The sequence below is a fragment of the Gemella massiliensis genome (assembly GCF_900120125.1).
Lineage (GTDB): Bacteria > Bacillota > Bacilli > Staphylococcales > Gemellaceae > Gemella > Gemella massiliensis.
This window is the reverse complement of the sequence record NZ_LT635546.1, coordinates 457,207-481,678: the sequence shown is the minus strand read 5'-3', so window position 1 is coordinate 481,678 and position 24,472 is coordinate 457,207. Positions and strand designations below refer to the sequence as shown.

23 protein-coding genes and 2 pseudogenes are annotated in these 24,472 nt (G+C 28.8%); 20 read left to right on the top strand and 5 right to left on the bottom strand.

Annotated features, from left to right (window positions below):
* Window positions 1-202: 202 nt before the first annotated feature.
* Entirely contained in the window at window positions 203-1,450 is a 1,248-nt protein-coding gene (locus BQ7358_RS07280) for an aminotransferase class I/II-fold pyridoxal phosphate-dependent enzyme (protein WP_062173373.1), read from the bottom strand.
* 181 nt (window positions 1,451-1,631) lie between these two features.
* Here BQ7358_RS07280 and BQ7358_RS07275 point away from each other — a divergent pair.
* From BQ7358_RS07275 to prmC, 5 genes and pseudogenes are all read left to right on the top strand, one after another.
* Window positions 1,632-2,617 (top strand): annotated as a pseudogene (locus tag BQ7358_RS07275) (DDE-type integrase/transposase/recombinase).
* A gap of 578 nt (window positions 2,618-3,195) precedes the next feature.
* Window positions 3,196-3,441 carry a type B 50S ribosomal protein L31 gene (locus BQ7358_RS07270; RefSeq protein ID WP_003145327.1) on the top strand — a complete coding sequence of 82 codons (246 nt, stop codon included), beginning with the start codon at window positions 3,196-3,198 and terminating at the stop codon, window positions 3,439-3,441.
* A 112-nt stretch (window positions 3,442-3,553) separates the two neighbouring features.
* On the top strand, window positions 3,554-4,132 hold the full coding sequence (locus tag BQ7358_RS07265; protein WP_062173375.1) for a thymidine kinase: 579 nt from the start codon (window positions 3,554-3,556) through the stop codon (window positions 4,130-4,132).
* Between the two features lie 13 nt (window positions 4,133-4,145).
* Window positions 4,146-5,234, top strand: coding sequence for a peptide chain release factor 1 (gene prfA, locus BQ7358_RS07260; RefSeq protein WP_062173377.1), 1,089 nt, complete (start codon window positions 4,146-4,148; stop codon window positions 5,232-5,234).
* Window positions 5,234-6,073, top strand: a complete 840-nt coding sequence (prmC, locus tag BQ7358_RS07255; protein ID WP_062173379.1) for a peptide chain release factor N(5)-glutamine methyltransferase — start codon at window positions 5,234-5,236, stop codon at window positions 6,071-6,073. The genes prfA and prmC overlap by 1 nt, the downstream gene beginning before the upstream one ends.
* Before the next feature lie 53 nt (window positions 6,074-6,126).
* On the opposite strand, the gene BQ7358_RS07250 is transcribed toward prmC, so the two are convergent.
* Window positions 6,127-6,756: a helix-turn-helix domain-containing protein gene (locus tag BQ7358_RS07250; RefSeq protein WP_062173382.1), complete on the bottom strand. Its 630-nt coding sequence runs from the start codon at window positions 6,754-6,756 to the stop codon at window positions 6,127-6,129.
* Window positions 6,757-7,278: 522 nt separating this feature from the next.
* Between BQ7358_RS07250 and gpmA the strand changes: the two genes are divergently transcribed.
* Together gpmA and BQ7358_RS07240 are read left to right on the top strand one after the other, a co-directional pair.
* Window positions 7,279-7,965, top strand: a complete 687-nt coding sequence (gpmA, locus tag BQ7358_RS07245) for a 2,3-diphosphoglycerate-dependent phosphoglycerate mutase (protein WP_062173384.1) — start codon at window positions 7,279-7,281, stop codon at window positions 7,963-7,965.
* 15 nt (window positions 7,966-7,980) lie between these two features.
* Complete coding sequence (locus tag BQ7358_RS07240) at window positions 7,981-8,742, top strand: hypothetical protein (RefSeq protein WP_231723748.1); 762 nt, start codon at window positions 7,981-7,983, stop codon at window positions 8,740-8,742.
* A 176-nt stretch (window positions 8,743-8,918) separates the two neighbouring features.
* Here the strand turns inward: BQ7358_RS07240 and BQ7358_RS07235 are convergent, their stop codons facing one another.
* The 3 genes from BQ7358_RS07235 to BQ7358_RS07225 form a co-directional block, all read right to left on the bottom strand.
* Window positions 8,919-9,308 carry a thioesterase family protein gene (locus BQ7358_RS07235; protein ID WP_072520414.1) on the bottom strand — a complete coding sequence of 130 codons (390 nt, stop codon included), beginning with the start codon at window positions 9,306-9,308 and terminating at the stop codon, window positions 8,919-8,921.
* A gap of 11 nt (window positions 9,309-9,319) precedes the next feature.
* A complete protein-coding gene (locus tag BQ7358_RS07230; protein ID WP_106388777.1) occupies window positions 9,320-9,793 on the bottom strand; it encodes an NUDIX hydrolase in 474 nt (157 codons plus the stop codon).
* Between the two features lie 87 nt (window positions 9,794-9,880).
* Window positions 9,881-10,069, bottom strand: a complete 189-nt coding sequence (locus BQ7358_RS07225) for a DUF2929 family protein (protein ID WP_021752811.1) — start codon at window positions 10,067-10,069, stop codon at window positions 9,881-9,883.
* 267 nt (window positions 10,070-10,336) lie between these two features.
* Between BQ7358_RS07225 and BQ7358_RS07220 the strand changes: the two are divergent.
* The 13 genes and pseudogenes from BQ7358_RS07220 to BQ7358_RS07160 all read left to right on the top strand — a co-directional run.
* Window positions 10,337-10,726 (top strand): annotated as a pseudogene (locus BQ7358_RS07220) (integrase core domain-containing protein); the annotation flags it as partial.
* 369 nt (window positions 10,727-11,095) lie between these two features.
* Window positions 11,096-11,980 (top strand): NUDIX hydrolase, encoded by an 885-nt coding sequence (locus BQ7358_RS07215; RefSeq protein WP_072520413.1) that lies wholly within the window; start codon window positions 11,096-11,098, stop codon window positions 11,978-11,980.
* A 22-nt stretch (window positions 11,981-12,002) separates the two neighbouring features.
* On the top strand, window positions 12,003-12,704 hold the full coding sequence (locus BQ7358_RS07210; RefSeq protein ID WP_062173386.1) for a YoaK family protein: 702 nt from the start codon (window positions 12,003-12,005) through the stop codon (window positions 12,702-12,704).
* 96 nt (window positions 12,705-12,800) lie between these two features.
* Window positions 12,801-13,703 (top strand): tyrosine-type recombinase/integrase, encoded by a 903-nt coding sequence (locus tag BQ7358_RS07205; RefSeq protein WP_072520412.1) that lies wholly within the window; start codon window positions 12,801-12,803, stop codon window positions 13,701-13,703.
* Between the two features lie 10 nt (window positions 13,704-13,713).
* Window positions 13,714-14,415 (top strand): segregation and condensation protein A, encoded by a 702-nt coding sequence (locus BQ7358_RS07200; RefSeq protein ID WP_062173389.1) that lies wholly within the window; start codon window positions 13,714-13,716, stop codon window positions 14,413-14,415.
* Window position 14,416: 1 nt separating this feature from the next.
* Window positions 14,417-14,965 (top strand): SMC-Scp complex subunit ScpB, encoded by a 549-nt coding sequence (gene scpB, locus BQ7358_RS07195; protein ID WP_062173391.1) that lies wholly within the window; start codon window positions 14,417-14,419, stop codon window positions 14,963-14,965.
* 10 nt (window positions 14,966-14,975) lie between these two features.
* On the top strand, window positions 14,976-15,707 hold the full coding sequence (locus tag BQ7358_RS07190) for a pseudouridine synthase (protein ID WP_072520410.1): 732 nt from the start codon (window positions 14,976-14,978) through the stop codon (window positions 15,705-15,707).
* Between the two features lie 22 nt (window positions 15,708-15,729).
* Window positions 15,730-16,446, top strand: a complete 717-nt coding sequence (locus BQ7358_RS07185; RefSeq protein ID WP_021752818.1) for a response regulator transcription factor — start codon at window positions 15,730-15,732, stop codon at window positions 16,444-16,446.
* A 14-nt stretch (window positions 16,447-16,460) separates the two neighbouring features.
* Window positions 16,461-17,762, top strand: coding sequence for a Mur ligase family protein (locus BQ7358_RS07180; RefSeq protein WP_062173395.1), 1,302 nt, complete (start codon window positions 16,461-16,463; stop codon window positions 17,760-17,762).
* A gap of 1 nt (window position 17,763) precedes the next feature.
* Window positions 17,764-18,492 (top strand): type 1 glutamine amidotransferase, encoded by a 729-nt coding sequence (locus BQ7358_RS07175; protein ID WP_062173397.1) that lies wholly within the window; start codon window positions 17,764-17,766, stop codon window positions 18,490-18,492.
* Window positions 18,493-19,288: 796 nt separating this feature from the next.
* Entirely contained in the window at window positions 19,289-19,765 is a 477-nt protein-coding gene (purE, locus tag BQ7358_RS07170; protein ID WP_072520409.1) for a 5-(carboxyamino)imidazole ribonucleotide mutase, read from the top strand.
* A complete protein-coding gene (locus BQ7358_RS07165; protein ID WP_062173401.1) occupies window positions 19,762-20,808 on the top strand; it encodes a 5-(carboxyamino)imidazole ribonucleotide synthase in 1,047 nt (348 codons plus the stop codon). Before purE ends, BQ7358_RS07165 begins: the two co-directional genes overlap by 4 nt.
* Window positions 20,798-24,472 carry a phosphoribosylformylglycinamidine synthase gene (locus BQ7358_RS07160; protein ID WP_072520408.1) on the top strand — a complete coding sequence of 1,225 codons (3,675 nt, stop codon included), beginning with the start codon at window positions 20,798-20,800 and terminating at the stop codon, window positions 24,470-24,472. The genes BQ7358_RS07165 and BQ7358_RS07160 overlap by 11 nt, the downstream gene beginning before the upstream one ends.

The window sequence follows — 24,472 nt, the reverse complement described above, 5'->3', positions numbered from 1 at the left end:
GGCTTGAACGAATGTGAAAGCCAGCGCCTTGAGGTGCGTGTTAGTAACAAAGGGTTATACCCGAAGAGAAAACCACCCCTTTTCAGGGGTGGTCATTATTGTTCATCTAATTTTATTATATAATCAATTAAATTAGATTAAATCAAAGGTTTTATAGTTAAAATTCGGTTCGATTTTGTGAAGTGAATAAAAATTTTCTTGATTATTTTTTGAAGCTTATAACACACTCTTTAAATTTCTTAATTAAATCGGGAATAATCTCTTTATCTAAACAAGAAAATGCAATACGAATATGTCTATCATCCATTGAATAAACTCCGTACTTATACTCATGTAAAAATTTCAATCTAAATTTATGGGCATTAATATTATTTGGCATTTTTATAGTGAAAAAATAACCGGAATTAAAAGGTAGAATAGTTACCTCATTTTCTAGTTTTTGATCCCTTATTGCACCTTTTAGTACATTGTAGCGTTCTTCAACAAGTTTATCGTTTTTTATTTTTTGGTCTATAGCTGCTGAACTTGTTAATAAACAAATAGCTATTTGCTGAGATAAATTAGCAGGGGATGAAGTTGTGCTACGTAAATATCCTTGAGTTTTTTCTAAAATAATATTTTTCAGGTTGGAATCTTTTGTATAATAAGTAATAAATCCTATACGTAGCCCCCAACTGTAAAACTCTTTAGTAATTCCGTCTAATTTTATAACAAGACAATTTTCATTATCAGAAAGTTTAGCGGTAAAATTTAATGAAGAATTTTTATGATTTTTTTCAAAAAATAAACCAAAATAAGCATCATCAGAAATAATTATAAGTTTCTTAGCAGGTTTTTTTTTGGCAAAAGAATCTATAATATTAATCAATGAATATAATTCATTAACAGAAGGGGTGTATCCCGTTGGATTATTAGGAAAATTTAAAATTATTGAAATTTTATTTTCTTTTATAGAATATAGGGTTTTTTCAAAATTTTCCAGATTAAAATTATTTTTATTATTGAATTGAGTGTATCTATAGATTTTATTTTCTAATTTTACAGAATATATTTGTGCATAGTTTTGCCAGAATAGATTTGGTAGCAGAAGAGCATCACCTTTTTCGCTAAAAAGATTGGCCACGGTATCGATACCTTGAGTAATACCGGTTGTTACCATTGGAAGTGACAAATACTTTTCATCTAAAGCATCGTTATCTTTTAAGATTTTTTCCTTCCAAAGTTCTCGAAGCCTAGGAAGTCCCGGTGTGGGAGAGTATGGTAGATATTCAGTTTTATTTATTTCATTAATAATTTCATCTATTTTATCTAATCCAATAGCTTTTTTATTTTTAGTAGCTATCCCTACAGTAGCATTAACAGCACCTTTAACTGCTACTGTTTCTTTTGATTGAATAAGTACATCTTTAGGTAAAATTAAATTTTGACCCAGTTTGGAAAAAAATAACATAAAAAACCTCCTAAATTAATATAATTATTATATCATATTTATTAATAAAACGTTAAAGTAAAATTATAAAATTTAAAAAGTTTGTGTAGTGTTACAATAGATGTGAGACATATAATAAAAAAAGAAGAGTAAATCCTGTATAATGAAGTTACCTACAAATCAAAAAAAGGAATTTACTCTTATGAAAACTATTATAACAGAAAATATAGAAAAAACACAACGATATATACCTCATACTTTACAAACAAGAATAGCTGCAGTTAAAACTTATAGAAACGGTAACTCTATTCGCTTTATTTGTAGGCGCTATAAAATATCAAAAGCCTCTCTTTTGCGTTGGAATAAAAAATATGACGGTACTAAAGAGTCTCTTATAGATAAGTCTCATAGACCTCATTCCATTCACCCTAACGCCCATACAGTTGAAGAATTGTCTTGGATTAAAAATCTTATTAAACGTAATCCTAATATTTCTATGATTGAATTATATGCTAAACTTAAATTCAACAAAGGTTATAAAAGACATCCTTGTTCTTTATTTAGAGTGCTTAGAAAATTAGGTTTTTATAAAGATACTAAGAAAAAAGTAATTCCTTATAAACCTAAACCCTATAATACACCTACTGAAATTGGTAAAAAATGGCAACTTGATGTGAAATATGTTCCTAAACGTTGTTATGTAGGAGAAATTCCTGATAAATTTTATCAATATACTATCATTGATGAAGCTACTAGGGAAAGATTTATTTTCCCTTTTAAAGAACAATCATCATACTCTACTGTTCAATTTGTTAAAATGGCTATTGATTATTTTGGGTATAAACCCAAGATAATTCAAACTGATAATGGTTTTGAATTTACACATTTTAAAGATACTAAACGAATACACCCTTTTGATGTATTGTGTAATAATCTTGGCATTAAACATCAACTTATTAGACCTAGAACTCCTAGACATAACGGTAAGGTTGAACGCGTAGTCATAGAAATGATAATGAACGTTTTTACAGGCGTTTATCTTTCTTTTCGTATGATGATCTTATATCTCAGATGAAAAAGTATCTATATCGCTCTAACCGTCTTCCTATGCAGACTTTAAATTGGCTTTCTCCTGTTGAAAAAAGAAAAGAGTTACGGAAAGAGTCTATAAAAATATGCCGGCTTTAATTCCTTGTTAGATAATAGATTTCACAACTTATTTGTCAAGGACAAGGGCTACGCCTTTTTCAAATCCTTGACAAATAAGTTTTAGAAATCTGAAATGTTCTCTAAGGAATTAAAGCTGACAAATCTAATCAAATAATGTATTTTACGTCGGGGGCTTCATACGGTTTACATAGAAGCTAGCTTCTATGTAATTCTATTATATCCGGTATTTATTTTTTACTTTTTTGTCTCACATCATTTACAAATGTACAAAAATTATAAAATTTAAAAAGTTTGATTACAAATATTTTAATTCTTTAATACTTAAAAAATAATGATTTCTTCACGAGAAAAATTAATTTTATTTTTGCTATAATCATGCTATTTTACGTTATTTTTCATATTTTAATATTTTAAATAGAAAATTTCATTTTTCAAAATATTCTATAAATAAAATTCATCAAAAAAAATTATATTTCTTAGTAAAATGACTTGATTTTTTTAGAAGGATTATTTATAATAAATAGGTATGTGATTAACTCACTTAAAAATAACTCTGTTCATATTTAAAGTGTTCAGGGCAGAAGGAGAAGATAATAATGAGAGAAGGAATTCATCCGGATTACCGTAAAGTTGTATTCATGGACACTACTAGTGGTTTCAAATTTTTAAGCGGTTCAACAAAACCATCTAAAGAAACTATAGAGTGGGAAGATGGAAATACGTACCCATTATTGAAAGTTGAGATTAGTTCAGATACACATCCATTTTATACAGGACGTCAACGTTTTGCTCAAGCAGATGGTCGTATCGAACGTTTCAACAAAAAATACGGTATCAAGTAAGATTAAAAAACAGGCATTTCTTTTTGGATTGTCTGTTTTTATTCTATGTATATGATTAGTTAAACTAATTTTATATTGTGCAATAAAATATATTGCAGTAGGAGATTATAATATGGTGGAAAATAGAAAATTTGGTTGGATAGAATGTATTTGCGGAAGTATGTTTTCGGGAAAATCTGAAGAATTATTAAGAAGAATAAAACGTGGGGTTATAGCTAAGCAGAAAGTTTTATTATTTAAACCTAGCATTGACAACAGATATGAAGAAGATAAAGTATCTACTCATAATGGAAATAGCTATAAATCAATCAGTATCGATAAAGCAGAAGAAATTTTTGACTACATAAAAGATGAAAAATATGATATTATAGGTGTTGATGAGATACAATTTTTTGATAAATCAATAGTAGAAATAATAAATAAATTGGCTGATGACGGTATTAGGGTTATTGTAGCCGGTCTTGATATGGACTTTAAAGCAGAACCTTTTTATCCAATGCCGGAAATTATGGCTATAAGCGAAATGGTGACAAAATTACATGCTGTATGTAATAAATGCGGGAAAGAAGCTAGTCGAAGTCAACGTTTGATAAACGGAAAACCGGCACGTTACGATGATCCGGTCGTAGTAATTGGTGCTAGCGAATCATATGAGGCTAGATGTCGTCATTGTCACGAAATAGAAAAATAATAAGGAGAAAATGATGGAAATATTAAGTCAATTAGAGGTAGTAGAAGAACGCTATGAAAAACTTAATGAATTGTTAAGTGATCCTGATATTGTAAGTGATACAAAAAAATTAATGGAATATTCAAAAGAACAACGCTCTATTGAAAAAACAGTATCGGTATTTAGAGAATATAAAAATATAGTTCAACAAATTGCTGATACGAAAGAACTACTTGAAATTGAAACAGATGAAGAAATGAAAGAAATGATGCAAGAAGAAATCAAAGAATTGGAACCGACGCTTGCACCGATGGAAGAAGAGTTAAAAATATTACTATTACCAAAAGATCCAAATGATGGTAAAAATGTCGTTGTGGAAGTTCGAGGTGCAGCAGGTGGAGATGAAGCCCAATTATTTGCCGGAGATTTGCTACGTATGTATACACGTTTTGCAGAATCACAAGGGTGGAAAGTTGATATTTTAGAACGTTCTGAAACGGGTATTGGCGGCATCAAAGAGGTGATTTTTATTATTTCCGGTGAAGATGTGTACTCTAAGATGAAATTCGAGAGCGGCGCACATCGTGTGCAGCGTGTTCCGACAACAGAATCAAGCGGACGTATTCATACATCAACTGCTACAGTAGTAGTATTGCCGGAAGCTGAGGAGGTTGAAATAGAAATTAATGAAAATGATATTCGTGTTGATACGTTTGCTTCGAGTGGAGCTGGAGGACAATCTGTTAATACGACAATGTCAGCCGTACGTTTAACACATATTCCAACAGGTGTCGTAGTATCAATGCAAGATGAACGTTCACAGATTAAAAATAAAGAAAAAGCAATGAAAGTTTTGCGCGCTCGTGTTTACGATAAATATCAACAAGAAGAGCAAGCAAAATTTGATGCTGAACGAAAATCCAAAGTTGGAACGGGAGATCGTTCGGAACGTATTAGAACGTATAATTATCCACAAAACAGAGTTACAGATCATAGAATAGGTTTAACTATTCAAAAACTTGATCAAATAATGGAAGGTAAGCTTGAGGAAATATTAGAAGCACTTCGTATAGCAGAACAAGCTGAAAAAATGGCAGAATTAAATAAAGGTGAAGAACTGTAATGAAAAGAAGACAAGCTATGACGAAGGCTTGTTTTCTTTTGAGAAAGCATGCCAAAGAAGAAAGTTTAGCGCGATTTTTATTAATGTATTTAGTAGATGAGAATAGTAGTACATTTAATAAAGAAATATCAAGTGAATTAGATAAAAAAACTGAAGAAGAATATTTTAACCTTATTAATAAACACATAGCGGAAGATATACCACTAAGCCATTTAACCGGTTTTGAATATTTTTATAATAGAAAATTTAAAGTTACTAGTGATGTCCTTTCACCACGAATGGAAACAGAAGAATTGGTGGATAAAATTATAGACTATGTGAAAAAACAAAAATTATATAATATAAAGATATTAGATCTTTGTACCGGGAGTGGTATTATAGCAATAACTTTGCAAAAAGAAATATCCGAACACATAATAAGTATAGTAGGAAGTGATATAAGTAGTAAGGCGCTTAATATTGCACAGTTAAATTCTGTAAATTTGAAAAGTGATGTTAAATTTATTAATTCTGATTTGTTTGAAAAAATAGAAGATAAGTTTGATATTATTGTATCAAATCCACCATATATAGCATATTCAGATAAAATAACACTAAAAAAAGATGTATTAAATTTTGATCCGCATTTATCACTATTTGCAGAAGAAGACGGAATGTATTTTTATAGAAAAATTATTGAGCAGGCAAACCATTATTTAACGGATCAAGGGGTAATATTTTTTGAAATAGGTTATAATCAAAAAGATAAGATAGTGTACTTAGCAAAACAGACTAATTATCGCATTCAGGTACTAAAAGATATTAATGGACGTGATCGCATAGCGATATTATATAAATAAAAGTAAATAGGAACTAACTTTAGGTCTAATTCATAAAGTTAATTCCTATTTATTTATAATTCTCGATAAACACCAACGCATTCACCGATAATTTCAACATTACGTGTAACTATAGGTTCATATGAAGAATTACAAGGTTGTAAAATTACATTTTCAGATGTAATAAATACTTTTTTTAACGATGCTTCATTCCATTCTTTTAGTAAAACAGCTGCAATCTTACCATTTCTTACGGTAGGAGTTTTTTTTATAAAAACTATATCACCATCTAAAATACCGGCTTCAATCATACTGTCACCTTCAACACGAAGGGCAAAATCCGCTCGCATACTTTGATCAATAAAGATATGATCATCATATTCTTCTTCTGCATATATACCGCTTCCGGCACAAATAGAACCAAGTATAGGTAGTTTTAGAGTATTATCTATAATATCTTCATATTCTTCATCAAAATTCTCAATTTCAATTTTTATATCTTCAGAATCACCAATCAACCAATCGGGATTTACATTAAGATAATCAGCCATAATTATGAGTTTATCACGCTTAGGTATATATTTCCCCTTTTTCCAATCGCTAATAGAAGAAGGAGTAATTTGTGTATCACGTGCAAGTGCGGCTTGTTTTATATTTTTTTCTTTAAGACATTGTTTAAATCGTTTGCTAAATATTGTAGTCATAAAAATCTATCCATTCTTTATAATACTTAACTTAATTATAAAGTAAACCGTATCTAAAATCAAGGATATTGAGAGAAATTTTTCTAAAAAATAAAGAAATATGAATTTTACGGTTGAAATTTGGTTTTCCGTATGATATTATATATATACAGAGAAAAAATTAAGTTTTACGTATTTAAGAAAAGAGGTAATATTATGTTTTTATATTGGTTGATTATATTAGTTATGTTGGCAAAAGTATTTACTTTTTTTGAAAAAAATAAATTAAAAATAGTTAAAAGAAAGAAATATACACATAGATAAATTATAAAGAAAACTTTATTTATAATTACAGAAAAATGAATTAATTTTATAAATGTATAAAAAAGTAAATTTATTATTTTTAAATATCTTGTTTATTAAAAATAAATTTTTAGAAGTCCTGCTATAACGTTTACATATATTTTTTACATTTTAAAGTATGTACTAATTATTTAAAGTGTTGTATAATGTGAATATAAATTATAACTAGGAGGTTTCTTAATGAAATTAGTATTAACAAGACATGGTGAAAGCCAGTGGAATCTTGAAAATAAATTTACGGGCTGGGTTGATGTAGATATTACAGAAAAAGGTAGACAAGAGGCTATAAAAGGTGGTCAAACACTAAAGAAATTAGGATTAACTTTTGATGTAGCATACACTTCATATCAGAAACGTGCAATTAAAACGTTAAACATATTTTTAGAAGAATTGGATTTGCTATGGATTCCGGTGTATAAAAGTTGGCGTCTAAATGAAAGACATTACGGTGCCTTGCAAGGGTTAAATAAAGCGGAAACAGCAGAAAAATATGGCGCTGAGCAAGTTCATATTTGGAGAAGAAGTTTTGATGTAGCACCACCACAAGTAGATAAAACTAGTGAAATGTATCCCGGTAATATTGATAGATATAAAGATATTCCGGTTGATGAAATCCCAACAGGAGAAAGTTTAAAACTTACTATTGATCGTGTATTACCATATTGGCAAAGTGATATTTCTAAACAGATTAAAGATGGAAAAAATGTTCTTATTTCAGCACATGGTAATAGTCTAAGAGCATTAATTAAATATTTATTAAATATTTCAGATGAGAAAATATTAGATTTGAATTTACCTACAGGAACACCATTGATATTTGAAATTGATGAAAATTTAAATATTATATCAGCGCCGGAATTATTCTAATTTCAAAAACAAGCTATGAAAAAATACATATTAATATTAATAGCAGTTGCATTTACATTGCAAGGTTGCACTAATAAGGGAAACTTTTCAAAAGAACAATTAGAAAATATTACAAATTCTGTAACTATATCAGAATTAGAAAAAACAGAATTTAATGTTAATGATAATAAGCTAATAATTTATTCTAATGAAGAAATTATTGATAACGAGAGTTTCAATACAATTATTAAATCTTTAAAACTTAATTCACTTTCAGGAAAACAAATTTCCGGAGATAAATTATCAGCTAATGAATTTAATGGTAAAAATTTTAACGTAGAAATTATTTCAAAAAATGGCAATATGGTATCATTTAACACTAAAAATGTTACTGATAAAAATTATTCAATTAATAAAACAAAATACTCTGAATTTTTTATAAAAGGTAAAATTTTGAATTTTTCGAAAAATTTAATTAGATTTGATGAGTTGGCAGGGACTATCGAAACAGATTTGAATAATAATCGTGATATTAGCGAAAGGGTAAAACAATTTAACACTATAAAAGAGAAGGTAAATTCAGAAATTTCTTATTTTAAAAATTTATCAGCAGAAATTACGGATTATGCTAAGATAGATGAAATCAAGAATAAAGTAACTAGAGTTAAAATTTTTACGGATTTAATGACTAATGCTGTTGAGCGTTCTGTAGGAGAAAAAAAAGGAACTTATATAGCGAATAGTTTTTTAAATATCAATGAAATAGATAGAATAGCTAGAGAATTGGAAAAAATGTAATAACCTAAAGAGGTGTATAATTATATGAAGCATGAAAAAATCGTGCTTCATATAAATTTTCAGGTTGTATAATAAATACAAGCATGGAAGAATTGATATGTACCCCTTTTACTGGTTTGTCCAGTAAAAGGGGTATTATTATGCGTTATAGTTATGAGTTTAATAGTTAAATAATACTAATTACTATCAAGTAATTTTTTCATGAAGTTCTCATTATCTATAATTGCTCTTATATGATTAGCATCGCCAATTTTTTTATTATTTTCAAACGCTTCAAGAGAGAAAATAATTATTTTTTCTCTTATTATTTCTTTTATGCATCCCTTGACTAAAATGGTTTTACCAATTAAAGTAGGTGCAATATGATTTATATTTATATTAATTCCAACACTACCGTAACCATCTTCTAAAAAAGTATTTAGATACTCTTTTGAAGCCTCTTCCATAAAGGCTACTAAACTAGGTGTAGCTAAAACTTCCAGATCACCGCTTTTCATATTTTTAGCACTGTGTTGTTTTTCTACTAAAAAATTTTTTTCAAATAGTTTATTTAATTCTATATTCATTGTAGTCTCCTTTATTCATAAAATACAACATTATAATTAATAAATTTTTTATTTATATAATTGAATTTTGCTGAAAAAAATGGTTTATTAGTGACTAACCATTCTAAGAAAATATAATCACCTTCCCATGTATTTATTTTGTTTATTTCCGATTTTTTCACCCAAACTAAATCACCTTCATTGCAATTTTTTGTTAGGGTTCCGCTAAAATTATCAGCAGTAAAAACGTAAGTGTACCAATCTTTCTCGCCATCAAATAAAGGAAATGAAATTATTCCTCTAAGACGTGGTTTTGTAATATTAAGATTAGTTTCTTCTTTTACTTCTCTAATAACGCAGTCTTCAGGGCTTTCGCCCGCTTCAAATTTTCCGCCGACACTAATAGTTAATCCTTCATGAATATCATTTTTTTTCTTTGTTCTCTTGAGCATAAGAAAATTTTCACCATCATCTATATAACACATGGTAGCTAAAACACGTTTCACCAATTTATCCCCCTCTAAATAAAAAGAAAAGAAGAACAAACTTTACTTCTTTTCTTCTAAATTTTTGATAAAATTATTACTTATATCTTATTCACTACGTTTTCTATCAAATCCTAAAAGTTCTAATAACGCAACCGCTACTGTAAATATTACAGCTAAAATAGCACAATTTTGTACAGAATAACTTTGACCGTTGCTTCCTAAAATCGATGTTATTATAAATATTGCGACAAAAGAAAAGATAAATGCCCAGATTAGTGAAACTAAAAATCTCATTCTAATCCCTCCTTTAATATGTTTACACTCCTATTATACAACTAATAATAAAAAGTTACAAGATGTTAAAATAAATTTTAACTTTTCAAAATGTAGTGTTACAATAGATGTGAGACATATAATAAAAAAAGAAGAGTAAATCCTGTATAATGAAGTTACCTACAAATCAAAAAAAGGAATTTACTCTTATGAAAACTATTATAACAGAAAATATAGAAAAAACACAACGATATATACCTCATACTTTACAAACAAGAATAGCTGCANTCTACTGTTCAATTTGTTAAAATGGCTATTGATTATTTTGGGTATAAACCTAAGATAATTCAAACTGATAATGGTTTTGAATTTACGCATTTTAAAGATACTAAACGAATACACCCTTTTGATGTATTGTGTAATAATCTTGGCATTAAACATCAACTTATTAGACCTAGAACTCCTAGACATAACGGTAAGGTTGAACGTAGTCATAGAAATGATAATGAACGTTTTTACAGGCATTTATCTTTCTTTTCGTATGATGATCTTATATCTCAGATGAAAAAGTATCTATATCGCTCTAACCGTCTTCCTATGCAGACTTTAAATTGGCTTTCTCCTGTTGAAAAAAGAAAAGAGCTACGGAAAGAGTCTATAAAAATATGCCGGCTTTAATTCCTTGTTAGATAATAGATTTCACAACTTATTTGTCAAGGACAAGGGCTACGCCTTTTTCAAATCCTTGACAAATAAGTTTTAGAAATCTGAAATGTTCTCTAAGGAATTAAAGCTGGCAAATCTAATCAAATAATGTAATTTACGTCGGGGGCTTCATACGGTTTACATAGAAGCTAGCTTCTATGTAATTCTATTATATCTGGTATTTATTTTTTACTTTTTTTGTCTCACATCATTTACAAATGTACATAAAATAAATTTTAACTTTTCAAAAATAAACCGTTTTATTTTATAAAATAAAAATTTAATAAAGTAACATAAAAGAAAATTTTTGTGATATAATATTAAGTTATAGAGGTGATGGTTATGTACGAAAAATTATTAATTGACGGTGAATTGAGGAATAGCATTTCAGAAGAATTATTAAATTTATTTAATGAAAAAAATATAAATTATAAATTTTTTAATGGAAAAGAAACATTAGAAAATAACGTATTATTTTTGACAAATAATAAGCATAATTTAAAATCAAAGTATAGTAACGTTTTTTTACTTTCAAATGATTATGATTTTCTTGATGTAAAAAATTCAATTTTTATAAAAAATTTGGAAGATGTGATAAGAGTATATGAAAGTGGAATATGGCAAAGTTGGGCAAAAGAATTACAATTTTTAGCACAGTGCTCACTAGCCTACAGTAAGGATAAGTTTGATAGAGAACGTGCTGAAAGAATTAGAGAAATTTCTTGTGAGATGTTAAGTTATAAGTATAATGTTACGCCGGAAAAAATAAAAATTAATTTTGCCGGTGAGCTTGGCTATCAAACCCCAAAAGTTGAAAATAGAGCAGCGATAATAAAAGACAATAAAATACTATTGGTAAAAGAGCAGTTAGACGGAAAGTGGGCATTACCCGGAGGGTATCAAGATGTTGACAGATCTGTAAGGGATAATGTTATAAAAGAAGCTAGTGAGGAAGCAGGTGCAATAGTTAATCCTAAAAAATTAATTGCCGTATTTGATTATAATAAACACCATCATGTGAATTTTCCATTTGGAATGGTAAAAATATTTGTTCTATGTGATTATATTAAACACAAATTTGAAAATAATACAGAAACTGCTGATGCTAAGTTTTTCTCTTTGGATAATCTGCCTGATTTATCAATAACACGTACTACTTATAAACAGTTAGAAATGTGTTTTGATTGCTATAATAATCAAGAGACTTGGGATGTTTTATTTGATTAAAGTTTAAAAGGAAGGAAAAAGTATGAAATTAGGAAAAAATATAATACAAGAAAATCTTCCGGTACAAGAACAATTAATTTTCTGTTTACTATTAACGGTAGTTGGCGGTTTTTTTGATGCATATACCTTTGTTAATTGTGGAGGAATATTCGCCAATGCACAAACGGGAAATTTAATTTTTGTTGGAATAGGGATAGTTGACGGAAATTTTTCAGAAGTTATTCACTATACCGTGCCAATTATTTCGTTTATTGTCGGTGTATTGGTAAGTAAAAGTTTTGAATCTAAATACAAACAGTTATCAATGTTTAAACATATATATATGCTTTTGTTTACTCAAATTTTTGCATTGATTTTTATTTTTCTTAAGCAAACAATTTTCGGTATTGATATTAGACCGATTGTAATTTCGTTTATTTGTGCAATACAATTTGACGGTTTTAGAAAAGTTAATAATCTTGCTTTTGCCAGTGTTTTTTGTACGGGCAATTTACGCTCTATGAGTGAACATTTATATAGATATGTATTTTTGAGACAAAAGAATAGTAAATTACCATTTTTAATTTATAGTTTGGTTATTTCAGTATTTTTATTTGGAGTAGTTTTTGGAGCGGCAGTATCAAAATATTTTTTTCACAAGGCGATACTTACTCCAATAATAGTTATTATAGTAAATATTTTCTTTGTTAAAATTATTCAAAATGATTTTACGAGAAAAGCATAATGATATATATTTACATAAAGTTTTAGCAATGTTATAATTTAGTATAGAAATAAAATTTTAGGGAAAATAGTTTTGAAGTACTAGGGGGGTATTTTTATGAATGAGAACATACTAAATGGTTTTAAAGAGTATTTATTGAGAAGTAAAAGCTTTTCTGATAATACCGTTGAATCATACGATAGAGATATAAAAAAAATTTTGGCATACCTTGAAGAAGGTGGTTATGATTTAGAAAATTATAATTGGCTTAATGAACCATTTGTCATAGAATATATTGATTATTTAAAGGATAACAAATATTCTTCTGCAACGTTATCAAGGACTATATCGACTATTCATGGTTTTATTGATTATTTGTATGAAGAGAAGATTATTTCTGATAGAATAAATATCAATATAAAAATAGATAAAAAAGAAAAAGACGAATTAGTTATTTTTACACGAGGAGAAATTTCAAGAATTTTAGATATCGAACCTTGTACTTTAAATGATTATCGAGATAAAGCTATTTTTGAATTATCATATTCTATTGGAATTAAACCAACTGAATGTATAAATCTGAAAATAAAAGATGTGAATTTAGAAATAGGATATTTAAAATATAAAACTAAGGATGGTGTTAGAACTGTTCCACTAAATGAAGAAGCTATAGTTTCTATAAAAAATTATATAGAAGAATTAAAAAAACATAAATTTGATATAGATGATCAGTGTAAATTATTTTTAAATCATGATGGAGAGGGAATAAGTCGACAAGGATTTTGGAAAATATTCAAAAAACGTCAACAAGAACTGGGACTAACTAAAGAATTGAATACTATGAATTTTAGAAATTCTTTAGCAATTCACCTATTAGAAGATAAAATTCCGGCTGAAGAAGTTCAGGAAATTTTAGGTTTAAAAAATATTCACAGTTTAAAATTACATTTTAGAAAATTACAACGAAAAAAAAATGTAAAAAGAATGTTGTCAAATCATCCGAGAAAATCGATAAGATAAGGATTTTATAATGTATAATGTTGAATTAGAAGTATTTCAAGGACCGCTTGATTTATTATTGCATCTAATAGAAAAAATGGAAATAGATATTTATAATATTCCAATGGCAAAATTAACGGAAAGCTATTTGGAATATATAAACAATACGGAAGAATTTTCTTTGGAAAATGCTGAAGAATACATAGTAATGGCAGCAACATTACTCCACATAAAAAGTAAAAATTTGTTACCGGTTTTTGATGAAATAAATTCAGAAGAAACAGAAGAAGAATTAGTACAGCAGTTGATAGAATACAAAAATTATAAAGAATTAAGTATTAAACTTCAAAATTTAAAACAGCAAAGAGAATTATTTTTAGATAAAGAAAGCCATAATATAGAAGATAAATCCAGCGTAAGAAATTTAAAGATTACTTCTGATAAATTATTAAAAGCTATGGAAAAAGTTTTAAAATCTTATGATAATAATACGGAAGAAACGTTAATTAGCTATAGAAGTGAGTTATCTTTAGAAAAGGTGAAACACACTTTACTTAATATTTTTAAAATAAAAAAGAAAATATTTTTTTCCGAGCTAATTAGTTATTATGATACAAAACAGGAGATTGTTCTTGTTTTTATTAGTATATTAGGTATGATAAAAGATCAGGATTTGCTGTGTATTATCGATGATAATGAAATAAATTTAAAATATTTAATAAAGGAAGAATAATATGCTATTAGATGAAACAAGAAAAACAATAGAAGCACTTCTTTTTATGAAAGGAGAAGATGGAGTTTCAATAGAATTTTTTTCTACTTTTATGGAAATAGACAGTGCCGAAGCACAAAATATGCTTAATGTTTTCTGTGAAGAATATAATAAAAAGAATAATTCTTTAACGATTAAAAAATATGGTTCATTATATAAAATGTTGATAAAAGATGAAATATATAATATGATAAAAAAGGCTATTGTTTCAAAAAATTTAGTAAAATTATCAAAATCTTCACTCGAAACATTGGCAATAATAGCGTACAATCAACCAATAACAAAGACTCAAATTGATAAAATAAGAGGTGTCAACAGTGATACTATAATATACTCTCTTGTAAATAAGGAATTAATTGTATCAAATAAAACACTAGACACAATCGGGAAACCGAAATTATATGAAACAACGGAATTGTTTTTGGATGTTTTTGGGTTAGAAAGTCTGGAAGAATTGCCGAAATCAGAAATTATTAATGAAGATGAATTAACCAAATTTTTAAAAGATTAGGAGATATAAAATGGCGGAAAGACTGCAAAAATTAATAGCTGCCTCAGGATATACATCAAGAAGAAAAGCTGAGCAATTAATATTGGATGGGAAGGTCAGTGTAAATGGTTCAGTAGTAAGAGAATTAGGTGCAAAAGCAGAACCTAGTGATATAATTATTGTGGAGGGGACAAGGCTTTTAAAAGAAAACAAAAGGTATTATTTATTTTATAAACCGGAAAAAGTAATTACTTCTATGGCGGATGAGAAAGAAAGAACTTGTGTTAAAGACTTTTTTGAAGCAGTAAATGAAAGAGTAGTACCTGTAGGAAGATTAGATTATGATACATCCGGTGTTCTTATAATGTCAAATGACGGAGAATTTATAAATCTCATTACACATCCAAGTCATAAAATAAGAAAAACGTACATTGCTAAAATTAATGGAAAGTTAGAGGAAAAACATTTAAAAATACTACGTTCCGGAGTAAAAATAGATGATTATAAAACATCTCCGGCAGAAGTAAGTATTGTAAAAAATAAAAATAAAAGTTCCAACACCTTAGTTAGACTTACTATTCATGAAGGAAAAAATAGACAGATAAGAAAGATGTTTGAAGCATTGGGTTATGAAGTATTAAAATTAAAACGTGAATCAATTGAGGATTTAACTTTGGAGGGGTTAAGAAAAGGTGAATATCGCATTTTAACTATTCATGAAGTTAAGAGATTAATAAATAAGGCTAAAAACGGTGATAAGTAGATTATAGGGGGTGAGCTTTTAAGTGGCTGAAAGAATTTTAATAGTTGATGATGAAGAAAGAATTAGAAAATTATTGGTGATGTATCTTGAAAAGGAAGGATATATTGTTGATGAGGCTGATAATGGGCAGGATGGACTTGAAAGATTAAAATATATGGATTATTCTTGTGTTTTATTAGACGTTCATTTACCAATGCTTAATGGGAAAACTATATTAACCGAACTTAGAAAAACGAAAGCCACTCCGGTAATAATTATGTCAGCACAAGCTGATGAGCAAAGTAGAGTGGAAGGTTTTGAGCTTGGTGCTGATGATTATGTGATAAAACCGTTCAGTCCAAGAGAACTTATGTTAAGGGTGAATGCTATTCTACAGAGAACAAAAAGAAGTGTATTTTATACACCGGAGTTATATACAAAAGATGTCTTAGTTTTCCCGGGATTGATAATTGATGTTAATTCACATAAAGTTATCGTAGATGATACCGAGATATTTTTAACACCGAAAGAATTTGACTTACTGATGTTTTTGGCGAAATCGCCGGATAAAGCATTTAGGAGAAATGAAATATTGAGAGCTGTTTGGAATTATGATTTCTATACGGATCTTAGAACTGTAGATACACATATAAAGAGGGTTAGAAAAAAAATAGCTAAAATTTCCCCTAAAGTAGCACAAATGATAACTACTGTTTGGGGTATTGGCTATAAATTTGATACGTCTTTAAATAGTTTGTAGATTAAGGAGAACCAATGCTATCATTTTATAAAAATTTAGCAAAATTAACAAGAAATACAAGTAAACTTGTTGGGAAAAAAGGAACAGATTTACCGGGAAAAGTACTAAGAAAATTAGACAAAAATATTTTAGTAAAGCTAGCAAAACAATTTGATGAAATAGTTTTTGTTACAGGTACTAACGGTAAAACGACAACTTCTAATTTAATAGGACATACGTTAAAAAAAGCGGGAATAAATTTTGTAAATAACTTTGAGGGAGCTAATATGCTGGATGGAATTATTTCAACATTTGCTGTTCAGTCAAATAATAATACAAAGTTAGCAATTATAGAAATAGACGAAGGATCCATAAAAAGGGTAATGGAGTATATAACACCTACAAGGTTTGTTATTAATAATTTTTTTAGAGATCAAATAGATCGTTTTGGAGAAATTGATACTTTAATAGCAACAATAGGGGAGCAATTAGAAGGTAAAAATGTTCAACTTATTTTGAATAGTGATGATCCTTTTGTAACAAGACTTGCTAAATACGGAAAAAATAATATATATTTTGGTATAAGTAAAGATGCGTATAAATTTTCAGATTATGGAATTTCTGAATCGAAATTTTGTCCGAATTGTGGAACAGAGTTAACTTATAGTTATATTCATTATAGTCAGCTTGGATATTATGAATGTCCAAATTGTGGATTTTCACGTCCTAATCCTGATTATACAGTAACTTATGCTGAGTTAAAACCTTTTATTTCATTAAGTGTAAATAATGAAGACAGTTTCTCTACGAAATTAGCCGGGGATTATAATATTTACAATATCTTAGCAGCATATACTTTGTTAAATATTTTAGGATTAAACAAAGAAAAAATTAAAAAAGGTTTAGAAAGCTACACCTCTAAAAATGGGCGAATGCAAAGTATTGAGATTACCGGCAAAACAACTGCATTGTTAAACCTTGCTAAAAATCCGGCAGGACTTAACGCTTCATTAGCTATCGGAAAAACAATAGATATGAGAATAAATTATTTATTGATTTTAAATGATAACGGTGCAGACGGTTTTGATATTTCATGGATTTGGGATACTGATTTTAATATATTGGCATCTCAAAATATTAATAATATTATTTGTTCAGGTAAACGTGCCAAGGAACTTGCATTAAGGTTGAAATACAGTGAGATTAATGCCAATATAGTAGTTTTGGAAAATATAAAAGAGGCAGTTGCGAGGTTAAAAAAATACAGTGAAAAATATTCTATTGTAATACCGAATTATACAGCACTGATAGAAACTCAAAAAGAATTGGAGAATTAAAATGGAATTGAAATTGTATCATTTTATGCCTGATAAATTAAATCTTTATGGTGATATTGGAAATGTTATAGCACTCAAAAAAAGATGTGAATGGCGTGGTATAAATCTTAAAATAGAAAATATAACTTCAACGGATGGTGTAAAGTTATCAAACTGTGATATGTTCTTTATTGGTGGTGGCTCGGATAGAGAACAGTGCATTGCAACTGAACAATTTTCTAAGATAAAAAATGAGTTTAAGTCAGCCATAGAAGCCGGAGTGCCGGCATTAACTATTTGTGGAGGTTATCAATTTTTAGGGGAATATTACAAAACTGTGGATGGTGTTAAATTGCCGGGGTTAAATATTTTAAATTTTTATACGGAATCGAAGAAAGATGCACCACGTTTAATAGGGAATATACTAGTTGAATCGGAAATGTTTGGAAATATCGTCGGCTTTGAAAATCACGGAGGTAGAACATATCATAATTATAATACGCTAGGTAATGTTATAGTTGGATTTGGAAATAATGATTATGATAAAAAAGAAGGATTATTGTATAATAATTTAATAGGCACATATCTTCACGGACCAATTTTACCAAAAAATCCTAATGTGGCTGATTATTTAATTAAAGCTGCATTAGATAATAAGTATGGAAATTATGAGTGGAAACCATTAAAAAATGATGTTGAATTTATTGCTAACAACCATATGGTAGAATTATTGAGGAAAAATATAAAGTAGTATCAGTAGCGATACTGCTTTTTTATTATATATTTATATACAAAATATTTTTTGTTGCTGATTATATAGTGGGGATACAATTTTAAGAAATCCACCACGAAGAATAGCAACGAGCCTAATAGCAATGTTTGTAGTGGTAATAGAAAAATGATAAAGGTATTTTTTTGGAGAATTTTATGCGACAATTCTTTATTTATGAGTGCTATTTGCACATCATAAATATTAGAAGTGACGTATGCAAAGACACTAGTATCGTCAAAACCATAGGTTGCAGATGATACGTTAGTATCAACTGCTGACCCGTGGCAGTAGCTACTAACTAATCTTTTACTCACTTTGTTCGTAAAGATTAGAGTAGCCTTGCACACCTTAATTCTAGAATTTTTACGCATCATAGATGCTTAAAAATTCTAGAATTAACCTAGGTTAGTTGTAGGCGTTCATACCACTACTGACTATTGCTAAAATATTTATAAAATAATATATACGTTTTAAAACGATAAAACAGAGAATTTTGTATATAACCATATATTAACCAATACAAATAATTATTTTAAAATATAAAATATTTAATTGTTAATAATTAATGTGTAAAATATATATTTTTTATTGAATATTATTATAAAAGTTCATATTATGAAATGAAATACTAAAAATAAAATAAAAAAATACGTTTTATACTTGATTTAATTTATATATGGGAGTATAATTTAAAATATAAACGGACATTAAAATTTATATTGTTAAGATATGTTATTATAAAACGGACGTTAGTGGTAAAAAAGGAGTTTAATGTATGAAAATAGCTGTTATTATGGGTTCAAACTCGGATTATAAAACAATGATAGAAACATGTAAATTATTAGATGAATTTGAGATTCCTTATGATAAAAAGGTTGTTAGTGCACACCGTACACCAAATTTATTGGTTAATTTTTCAAAAAATGCACGAACAAATGGTTATTCACTAATAATAGCGGCAGCAGGCGGTGCTGCTCATTTACCCGGAATGGTTGCATCAATGACAACTTTACCGGTAATTGGTGTTCCGATAAAGTCCAGTGTTTTAAGTGGAGTAGATTCTTTGTATTCTATAGTACAAATGCCGGCAGGTGTTCCGGTTTTAACTATGGCAATAGGTATTGCAGGAGCAAAAAATGCTGCAATAAGTGCTTTATCAATATTAGGAATTACTAATAAAAAATATGCTGATAAATATGAAGAATTTAAACGAGAACAAGAAAGAATAGTATTGGAAGAGATGACATTATGATTAAAACTATTTTACCGGAAAAAACTATAGGAATTATTGGTGGTGGACAGCTGGGTAGAATGTTGGCTATGAGTGCCAAGGAAATGGGGTATAAAATTGCTATTTTAGACCCGAGTTTTGATTGTTGCGCAAAACAATTCAGTGATATTTTTATTGAAGCATCGTTTGATGATACGGAAAGTATAGAAAAATTATGTAAGGTAAGTGATGTTGTTACATTTGAATTTGAAAATATTAATGCAATGGTATTAGAAAAATTAGAGGAAATATATAATATAGTTCAAAGTGCTGAGGTTTTAAAAATCACGCAACATAGGTACTATGAAAAAGAATTTGCTCATAAGTTGAATATTCCAACTGTTGATTATATTTATATTGAAGAAGACACAAATATTGATATAGAAAAAACTTATCTTATGAAAACCGTCCGCTTCGGTTATGATGGAAAAGGTCAAAAAATAATTTCTAAAAAAGAAGAGATTGAACAATATACAATTTTAGAAGAATTAATAACATTGGATAAAGAAATATCGGTTGTAGCTGTTAAAGATAAATTTGATATTCAAATAATTGCGGTTGTAGAAAATGAACATAAAAATAATATATTATTTCGTTCAAAAGTTCCGACTACCGCAACTGAAGAGCAAGAAAATTTAGCAATAGAATATACAAGAAAAATTTTGGAAAATATAGAATACTTTGGAGTTCTTACAGTAGAATTTTTTATTAGTAACGGGAAAGTAATTTTTAATGAAATTGCTCCGCGAGTTCATAATTCCGGACATATTACAATGCAATCAGCTACTAAGAGTCAATTTAGAGCTCATATTGAGGCTATTTGCGGTTTGCGTGTTGGCAAAATACAAAACAGAGAAACAACTTTATATAATATACTCGGTCAAGATTTAGAATATTTTAAAAATTTAATTACAAAAAAGCATGGTTTTTTACATTTGTATGAAAAAGAACCGCGTAAAAATAGAAAAGTAGGGCATATTAACTTTTACGGAAATATCATTTTAGGAGGTTATGATGAACAATAAACGAATTTTTGTCAAAAAGCGTAGTGGATATAATAAAGAAGAATTGCAACTTAAAGAAAATTTAAACTTAGAATACAATCTGGGACTGGAAGAAGTTAAGTTGTACGTTATTTATGATATTTATAATATAGATGAAAAAACATATAGATTGGCAAAAACTTCTGTATTTTCTGAAATTGTTGTTGATGAAGTATTTGAAAGTATTGAATTAGAAACCGGAAAATATTTCGCATATGAAGTGCTACCGGCTCAATATGATCAAAGGGCCGACAGTGCAGAAGAAAGTATTAAGTTGCTTGATGCAAAAAGTAAAACGACAGTAAGAAGTGGAAAACTAGTTATTTTTGACAAAAAATTAACCGAAGATGAACTAAAATTGATTGAGAATTATTTAGTAAATCCTATAGAAGCACGGAAAAAAGATTTATCTGTTTTAGAATTTAATCTAAACTCTGAGCCGACACCCTTAAAAAATTTAACAGGTTTTTTAGAGTTTACAAAAAAAGATTTAGAAAATCTAAAAAAAGAATTTTCACTGGCAATGAATATAGAGGATTTAATTTTTATTCAAAATTATTTTAAATCAGAAAAACGTAATCCGACAGAGACTGAAATTTATGTATTAGATTGTTACTGGAGTGATCATTGTCGTCATACGACTTTTGAAACTATTTTAGAAGAAGTTAATATCAAATCGGAATTATTTAAAAAAGAAATGCAAGACGCTTTTGATTATTATTTAAAAATTAGATCTGATTTAGGAAGAGAAGATAAACCTTTAACATTAATGGATATGGCTAGTATTATCGGTAAATATCATGTTAAAGTATTAAAAGATAAAAATATTGAAGTTAGTGAGGAAATTAATGCTTGCTCTTTCTTCACAACTATTAAAAATAACGGAGAAAATGAACGTTGGTTAATTCAATTCAAAAATGAGACGCATAATCACCCGAGTGAAATCGAACCTTTCGGTGGAGCGAGTACCTGTATCGGTGGTGCTATTCGTGATCCGTTATCAGGACGTAGTTATGTTTATCAAGCTATGCGTATTTCGGGTAGCGGAAATATTTTGCAAAAACGTGAAAATACGTTAGCGTATAAGTTACCACAAGTGGAAATAGCTAAAGGTACAGCACATGGTAATTCATCTTACGGTAATCAGATTGGTTTGGCTACTACTTTTGTTAGAGAGCTATATGATGACAGTTATGTGGCAAAACATATGGAAGTAGGTGCTGTCGTTGGAGCGGTTAAAGACGGTGATTATAAACGTGAGAGTTTAATAGCCGGGGATATTGTTGTTATGATCGGTGGACGTACCGGACGTGATGGTATTCAAGGTGCAAGTGGGTCAAGTCTTGAACATACTAATAATTCACTGGAAACAATGTCAAGCCAAGTACAAAAAGGTAATGCTCCCGAAGAAAGAAAACTACAACGTTTATTTAGAAAGCCGGAAGTAACGAAACTAATTAAAAAATGTAATGATTTTGGTGCCGGTGGTGTTTGTGTAGCCATTGGAGAGCTATCAGACGGTATAGAGATTCATTTAGATAAGGTTTTAACTAAATATCAAGGATTAAATGCAACGGAATTAGCTACCAGTGAATCACAAGAGCGTATGGCGGTGGCAATTGATAAGAAAGATTATGAAAAATTTATTAAAGAATGTGAAAAGGAAAATATTGAGTATTCTCACGTTGCAACTGTTACTGATAAACATTGTTTGGAAATGTATTACAATGGGGAAAAAGTAGTAGATATGGGGGCTGACTTCTTAGAAACAGCCGGTGTTCGCCAATGTGCAGTAGCGACACTAAAAGATAATATGGGAGAAAATCCTTTTATAGATAAAAATGTATCAAGAAAAAATATTTTATCTGAATTGGGTGAGTTAAATGTTACATGTCAAAAAGGTTTAGCATCAAAATTTGACTCCTCAATCGGAGTTAGTACGGTGCTTATGCCATTTTCTGGAAAAAATAAACTAACACCGGTCCAAGCTAGTGTTCAGGCATTACCGACACTCCATTCAACAAGTGATACGGCAACAATTTTGACTTATGGATTTATTCCGAAAATTTCTCATTATTCACCATTTTTATCGTCTATATATGCTGTATTAGAATCGGTCGCTAAAGTATATGCAGTAGGAGGAAATACAGAAAGTCTTTACTTCTCATTCCAAGAATACTTTGAAAAATTGGGTAAAGATAGTACAAAATGGGGAAAAGTTACTCAAAGTTTATTGGGTAGCATTTATGCTCAAAAAGAAATTGGTCGTCCTAGCATAGGTGGTAAAGACAGTATGTCAGGAACGTTCAATAATTTAGATGTAGTTGAAACATTGATTTCATTTGCTTGTACTCCTATAAAAATAGAAGATGTTATAACGCCGGAATTAAAAACAATAGGTAATCATTTGTATCATATTCCTGTAATAAAAGATGAAAAAGGATACCCGAATATTAAAGAAACTTTAAAAAATTATGAAAAAATAGGTAGATATATTAAAGATGGAACTATTGTTTCAGCATATGCCCAAGAAGAAGGCAGCATAGTTGCATCGTTGGTTAAAATGTCTTTAGGTAATGATTTGGGATTTGAAGTAGCTAAAGATAACATTTTAAACTTTGATCCGGCATCACTGGTAGTAGAATCGATAAAAGAATTACCTTTTGAAAAATTAGGGGTTGTCAGTGAAAGAATAATCATTAATAATGAAGTATTTATGCGTACAGAAATATACGATGCTTATACTAAAACATTAAATGACATTTATCCAATATATCAAAATGAAGATAGAGGAACTGTTGAAAATCTACATACCGAACACAATAAAAAAGTGTACTATCCTCAATATGTAGAAGATGTAAAAGTAGTTATCCCAGTATTTCCGGGAACAAATTGTGAATATGATAGCGAAAGAGCATTTATAGAAGCGGGGGCTACCCCTACAACAGTAGTTATAAGAAATACCCGTAAAAATGATATTAATGAATCAATAGATGAGTTTGTGAGTGCTATTGAGAAGTCACATATTATTATGTTCCCCGGTGGATTTTCTAGTGGTGATGAACCGGATGGAAGCGCTAAATATATTGTTAACTTCTTAAAAAATATTAAAGTTAAAAATGCAATTCATAAACATTTAGCTGAAAAAAAATTAATTTTAGGCATATGTAATGGATTTCAAGCATTGTTAAAATCGGGATTAATTCCATATGGAGAAATTAGAGAATTAACAAAAGATGATTTAACTTTGTATCGTAATGATAGCTATGAACATATTTCCACAACAGCCTTTACACGTGTTGCCAACACAAATTCTCCTTGGTTACAAGATTTTAATATTGGCGAACAACATGAAGTTGTGTTCAGCCATGGTGAAGGAAAAGTAGTCGGAATAAATATTGAAAGATTCAAACATTTGATTGCTTTTCAATATAGCGACTTCAACGGTAATGCGACTTTAAACGGAAAATTTAATCCAAACGGTTCGTTATTGGCTACGGAAGGTTTAATAAGTGAAAATGGATTAATATTAGGAAAAATGGGGCATAGTGAGCGTTATGGAAAAACTCTATATAAAACTAATACAATAAAAATAAAACAAGATATTTTTAAAAATGGTGTAAATTATTTTAAAGGGGAAGAATAA

Bases quoted from the DNA above. Each gene is read 5' to 3' on its own strand.
- BQ7358_RS07165 (WP_062173401.1), top strand. From the start codon at position 19,762: ATGATTAAAACTATTTTACCGGAAAAAACTATAGGAATTATTGGTGGT.
- BQ7358_RS07160 (WP_072520408.1), top strand. From the start codon at position 20,798: ATGAACAATAAACGAATTTTTGTCAAAAAGCGTAGTGGATATAATAAA.
- scpB (WP_062173391.1), top strand. From the start codon at position 14,417: ATGCTATTAGATGAAACAAGAAAAACAATAGAAGCACTTCTTTTTATG.
- BQ7358_RS07240 (WP_231723748.1), top strand. From the start codon at position 7,981: ATGAAAAAATACATATTAATATTAATAGCAGTTGCATTTACATTGCAA.
- BQ7358_RS07180 (WP_062173395.1), top strand. From the start codon at position 16,461: ATGCTATCATTTTATAAAAATTTAGCAAAATTAACAAGAAATACAAGT.
- BQ7358_RS07200 (WP_062173389.1), top strand. From the start codon at position 13,714: ATGTATAATGTTGAATTAGAAGTATTTCAAGGACCGCTTGATTTATTA.
- BQ7358_RS07215 (WP_072520413.1), top strand. From the start codon at position 11,096: ATGTACGAAAAATTATTAATTGACGGTGAATTGAGGAATAGCATTTCA.
- purE (WP_072520409.1), top strand. From the start codon at position 19,289: ATGAAAATAGCTGTTATTATGGGTTCAAACTCGGATTATAAAACAATG.
- BQ7358_RS07270 (WP_003145327.1), top strand. From the start codon at position 3,196: ATGAGAGAAGGAATTCATCCGGATTACCGTAAAGTTGTATTCATGGAC.
- BQ7358_RS07205 (WP_072520412.1), top strand. From the start codon at position 12,801: ATGAATGAGAACATACTAAATGGTTTTAAAGAGTATTTATTGAGAAGT.
- BQ7358_RS07225 (WP_021752811.1), bottom strand. From the start codon at position 10,069: ATGAGATTTTTAGTTTCACTAATCTGGGCATTTATCTTTTCTTTTGTC.
- BQ7358_RS07190 (WP_072520410.1), top strand. From the start codon at position 14,976: ATGGCGGAAAGACTGCAAAAATTAATAGCTGCCTCAGGATATACATCA.
- BQ7358_RS07235 (WP_072520414.1), bottom strand. From the start codon at position 9,308: ATGAATATAGAATTAAATAAACTATTTGAAAAAAATTTTTTAGTAGAA.
- prmC (WP_062173379.1), top strand. From the start codon at position 5,234: ATGAAAAGAAGACAAGCTATGACGAAGGCTTGTTTTCTTTTGAGAAAG.
- BQ7358_RS07210 (WP_062173386.1), top strand. From the start codon at position 12,003: ATGAAATTAGGAAAAAATATAATACAAGAAAATCTTCCGGTACAAGAA.
- gpmA (WP_062173384.1), top strand. From the start codon at position 7,279: ATGAAATTAGTATTAACAAGACATGGTGAAAGCCAGTGGAATCTTGAA.
- BQ7358_RS07250 (WP_062173382.1), bottom strand. From the start codon at position 6,756: ATGACTACAATATTTAGCAAACGATTTAAACAATGTCTTAAAGAAAAA.
- BQ7358_RS07265 (WP_062173375.1), top strand. From the start codon at position 3,554: ATGGTGGAAAATAGAAAATTTGGTTGGATAGAATGTATTTGCGGAAGT.
- prfA (WP_062173377.1), top strand. From the start codon at position 4,146: ATGGAAATATTAAGTCAATTAGAGGTAGTAGAAGAACGCTATGAAAAA.
- BQ7358_RS07175 (WP_062173397.1), top strand. From the start codon at position 17,764: ATGGAATTGAAATTGTATCATTTTATGCCTGATAAATTAAATCTTTAT.
- BQ7358_RS07280 (WP_062173373.1), bottom strand. From the start codon at position 1,450: ATGTTATTTTTTTCCAAACTGGGTCAAAATTTAATTTTACCTAAAGAT.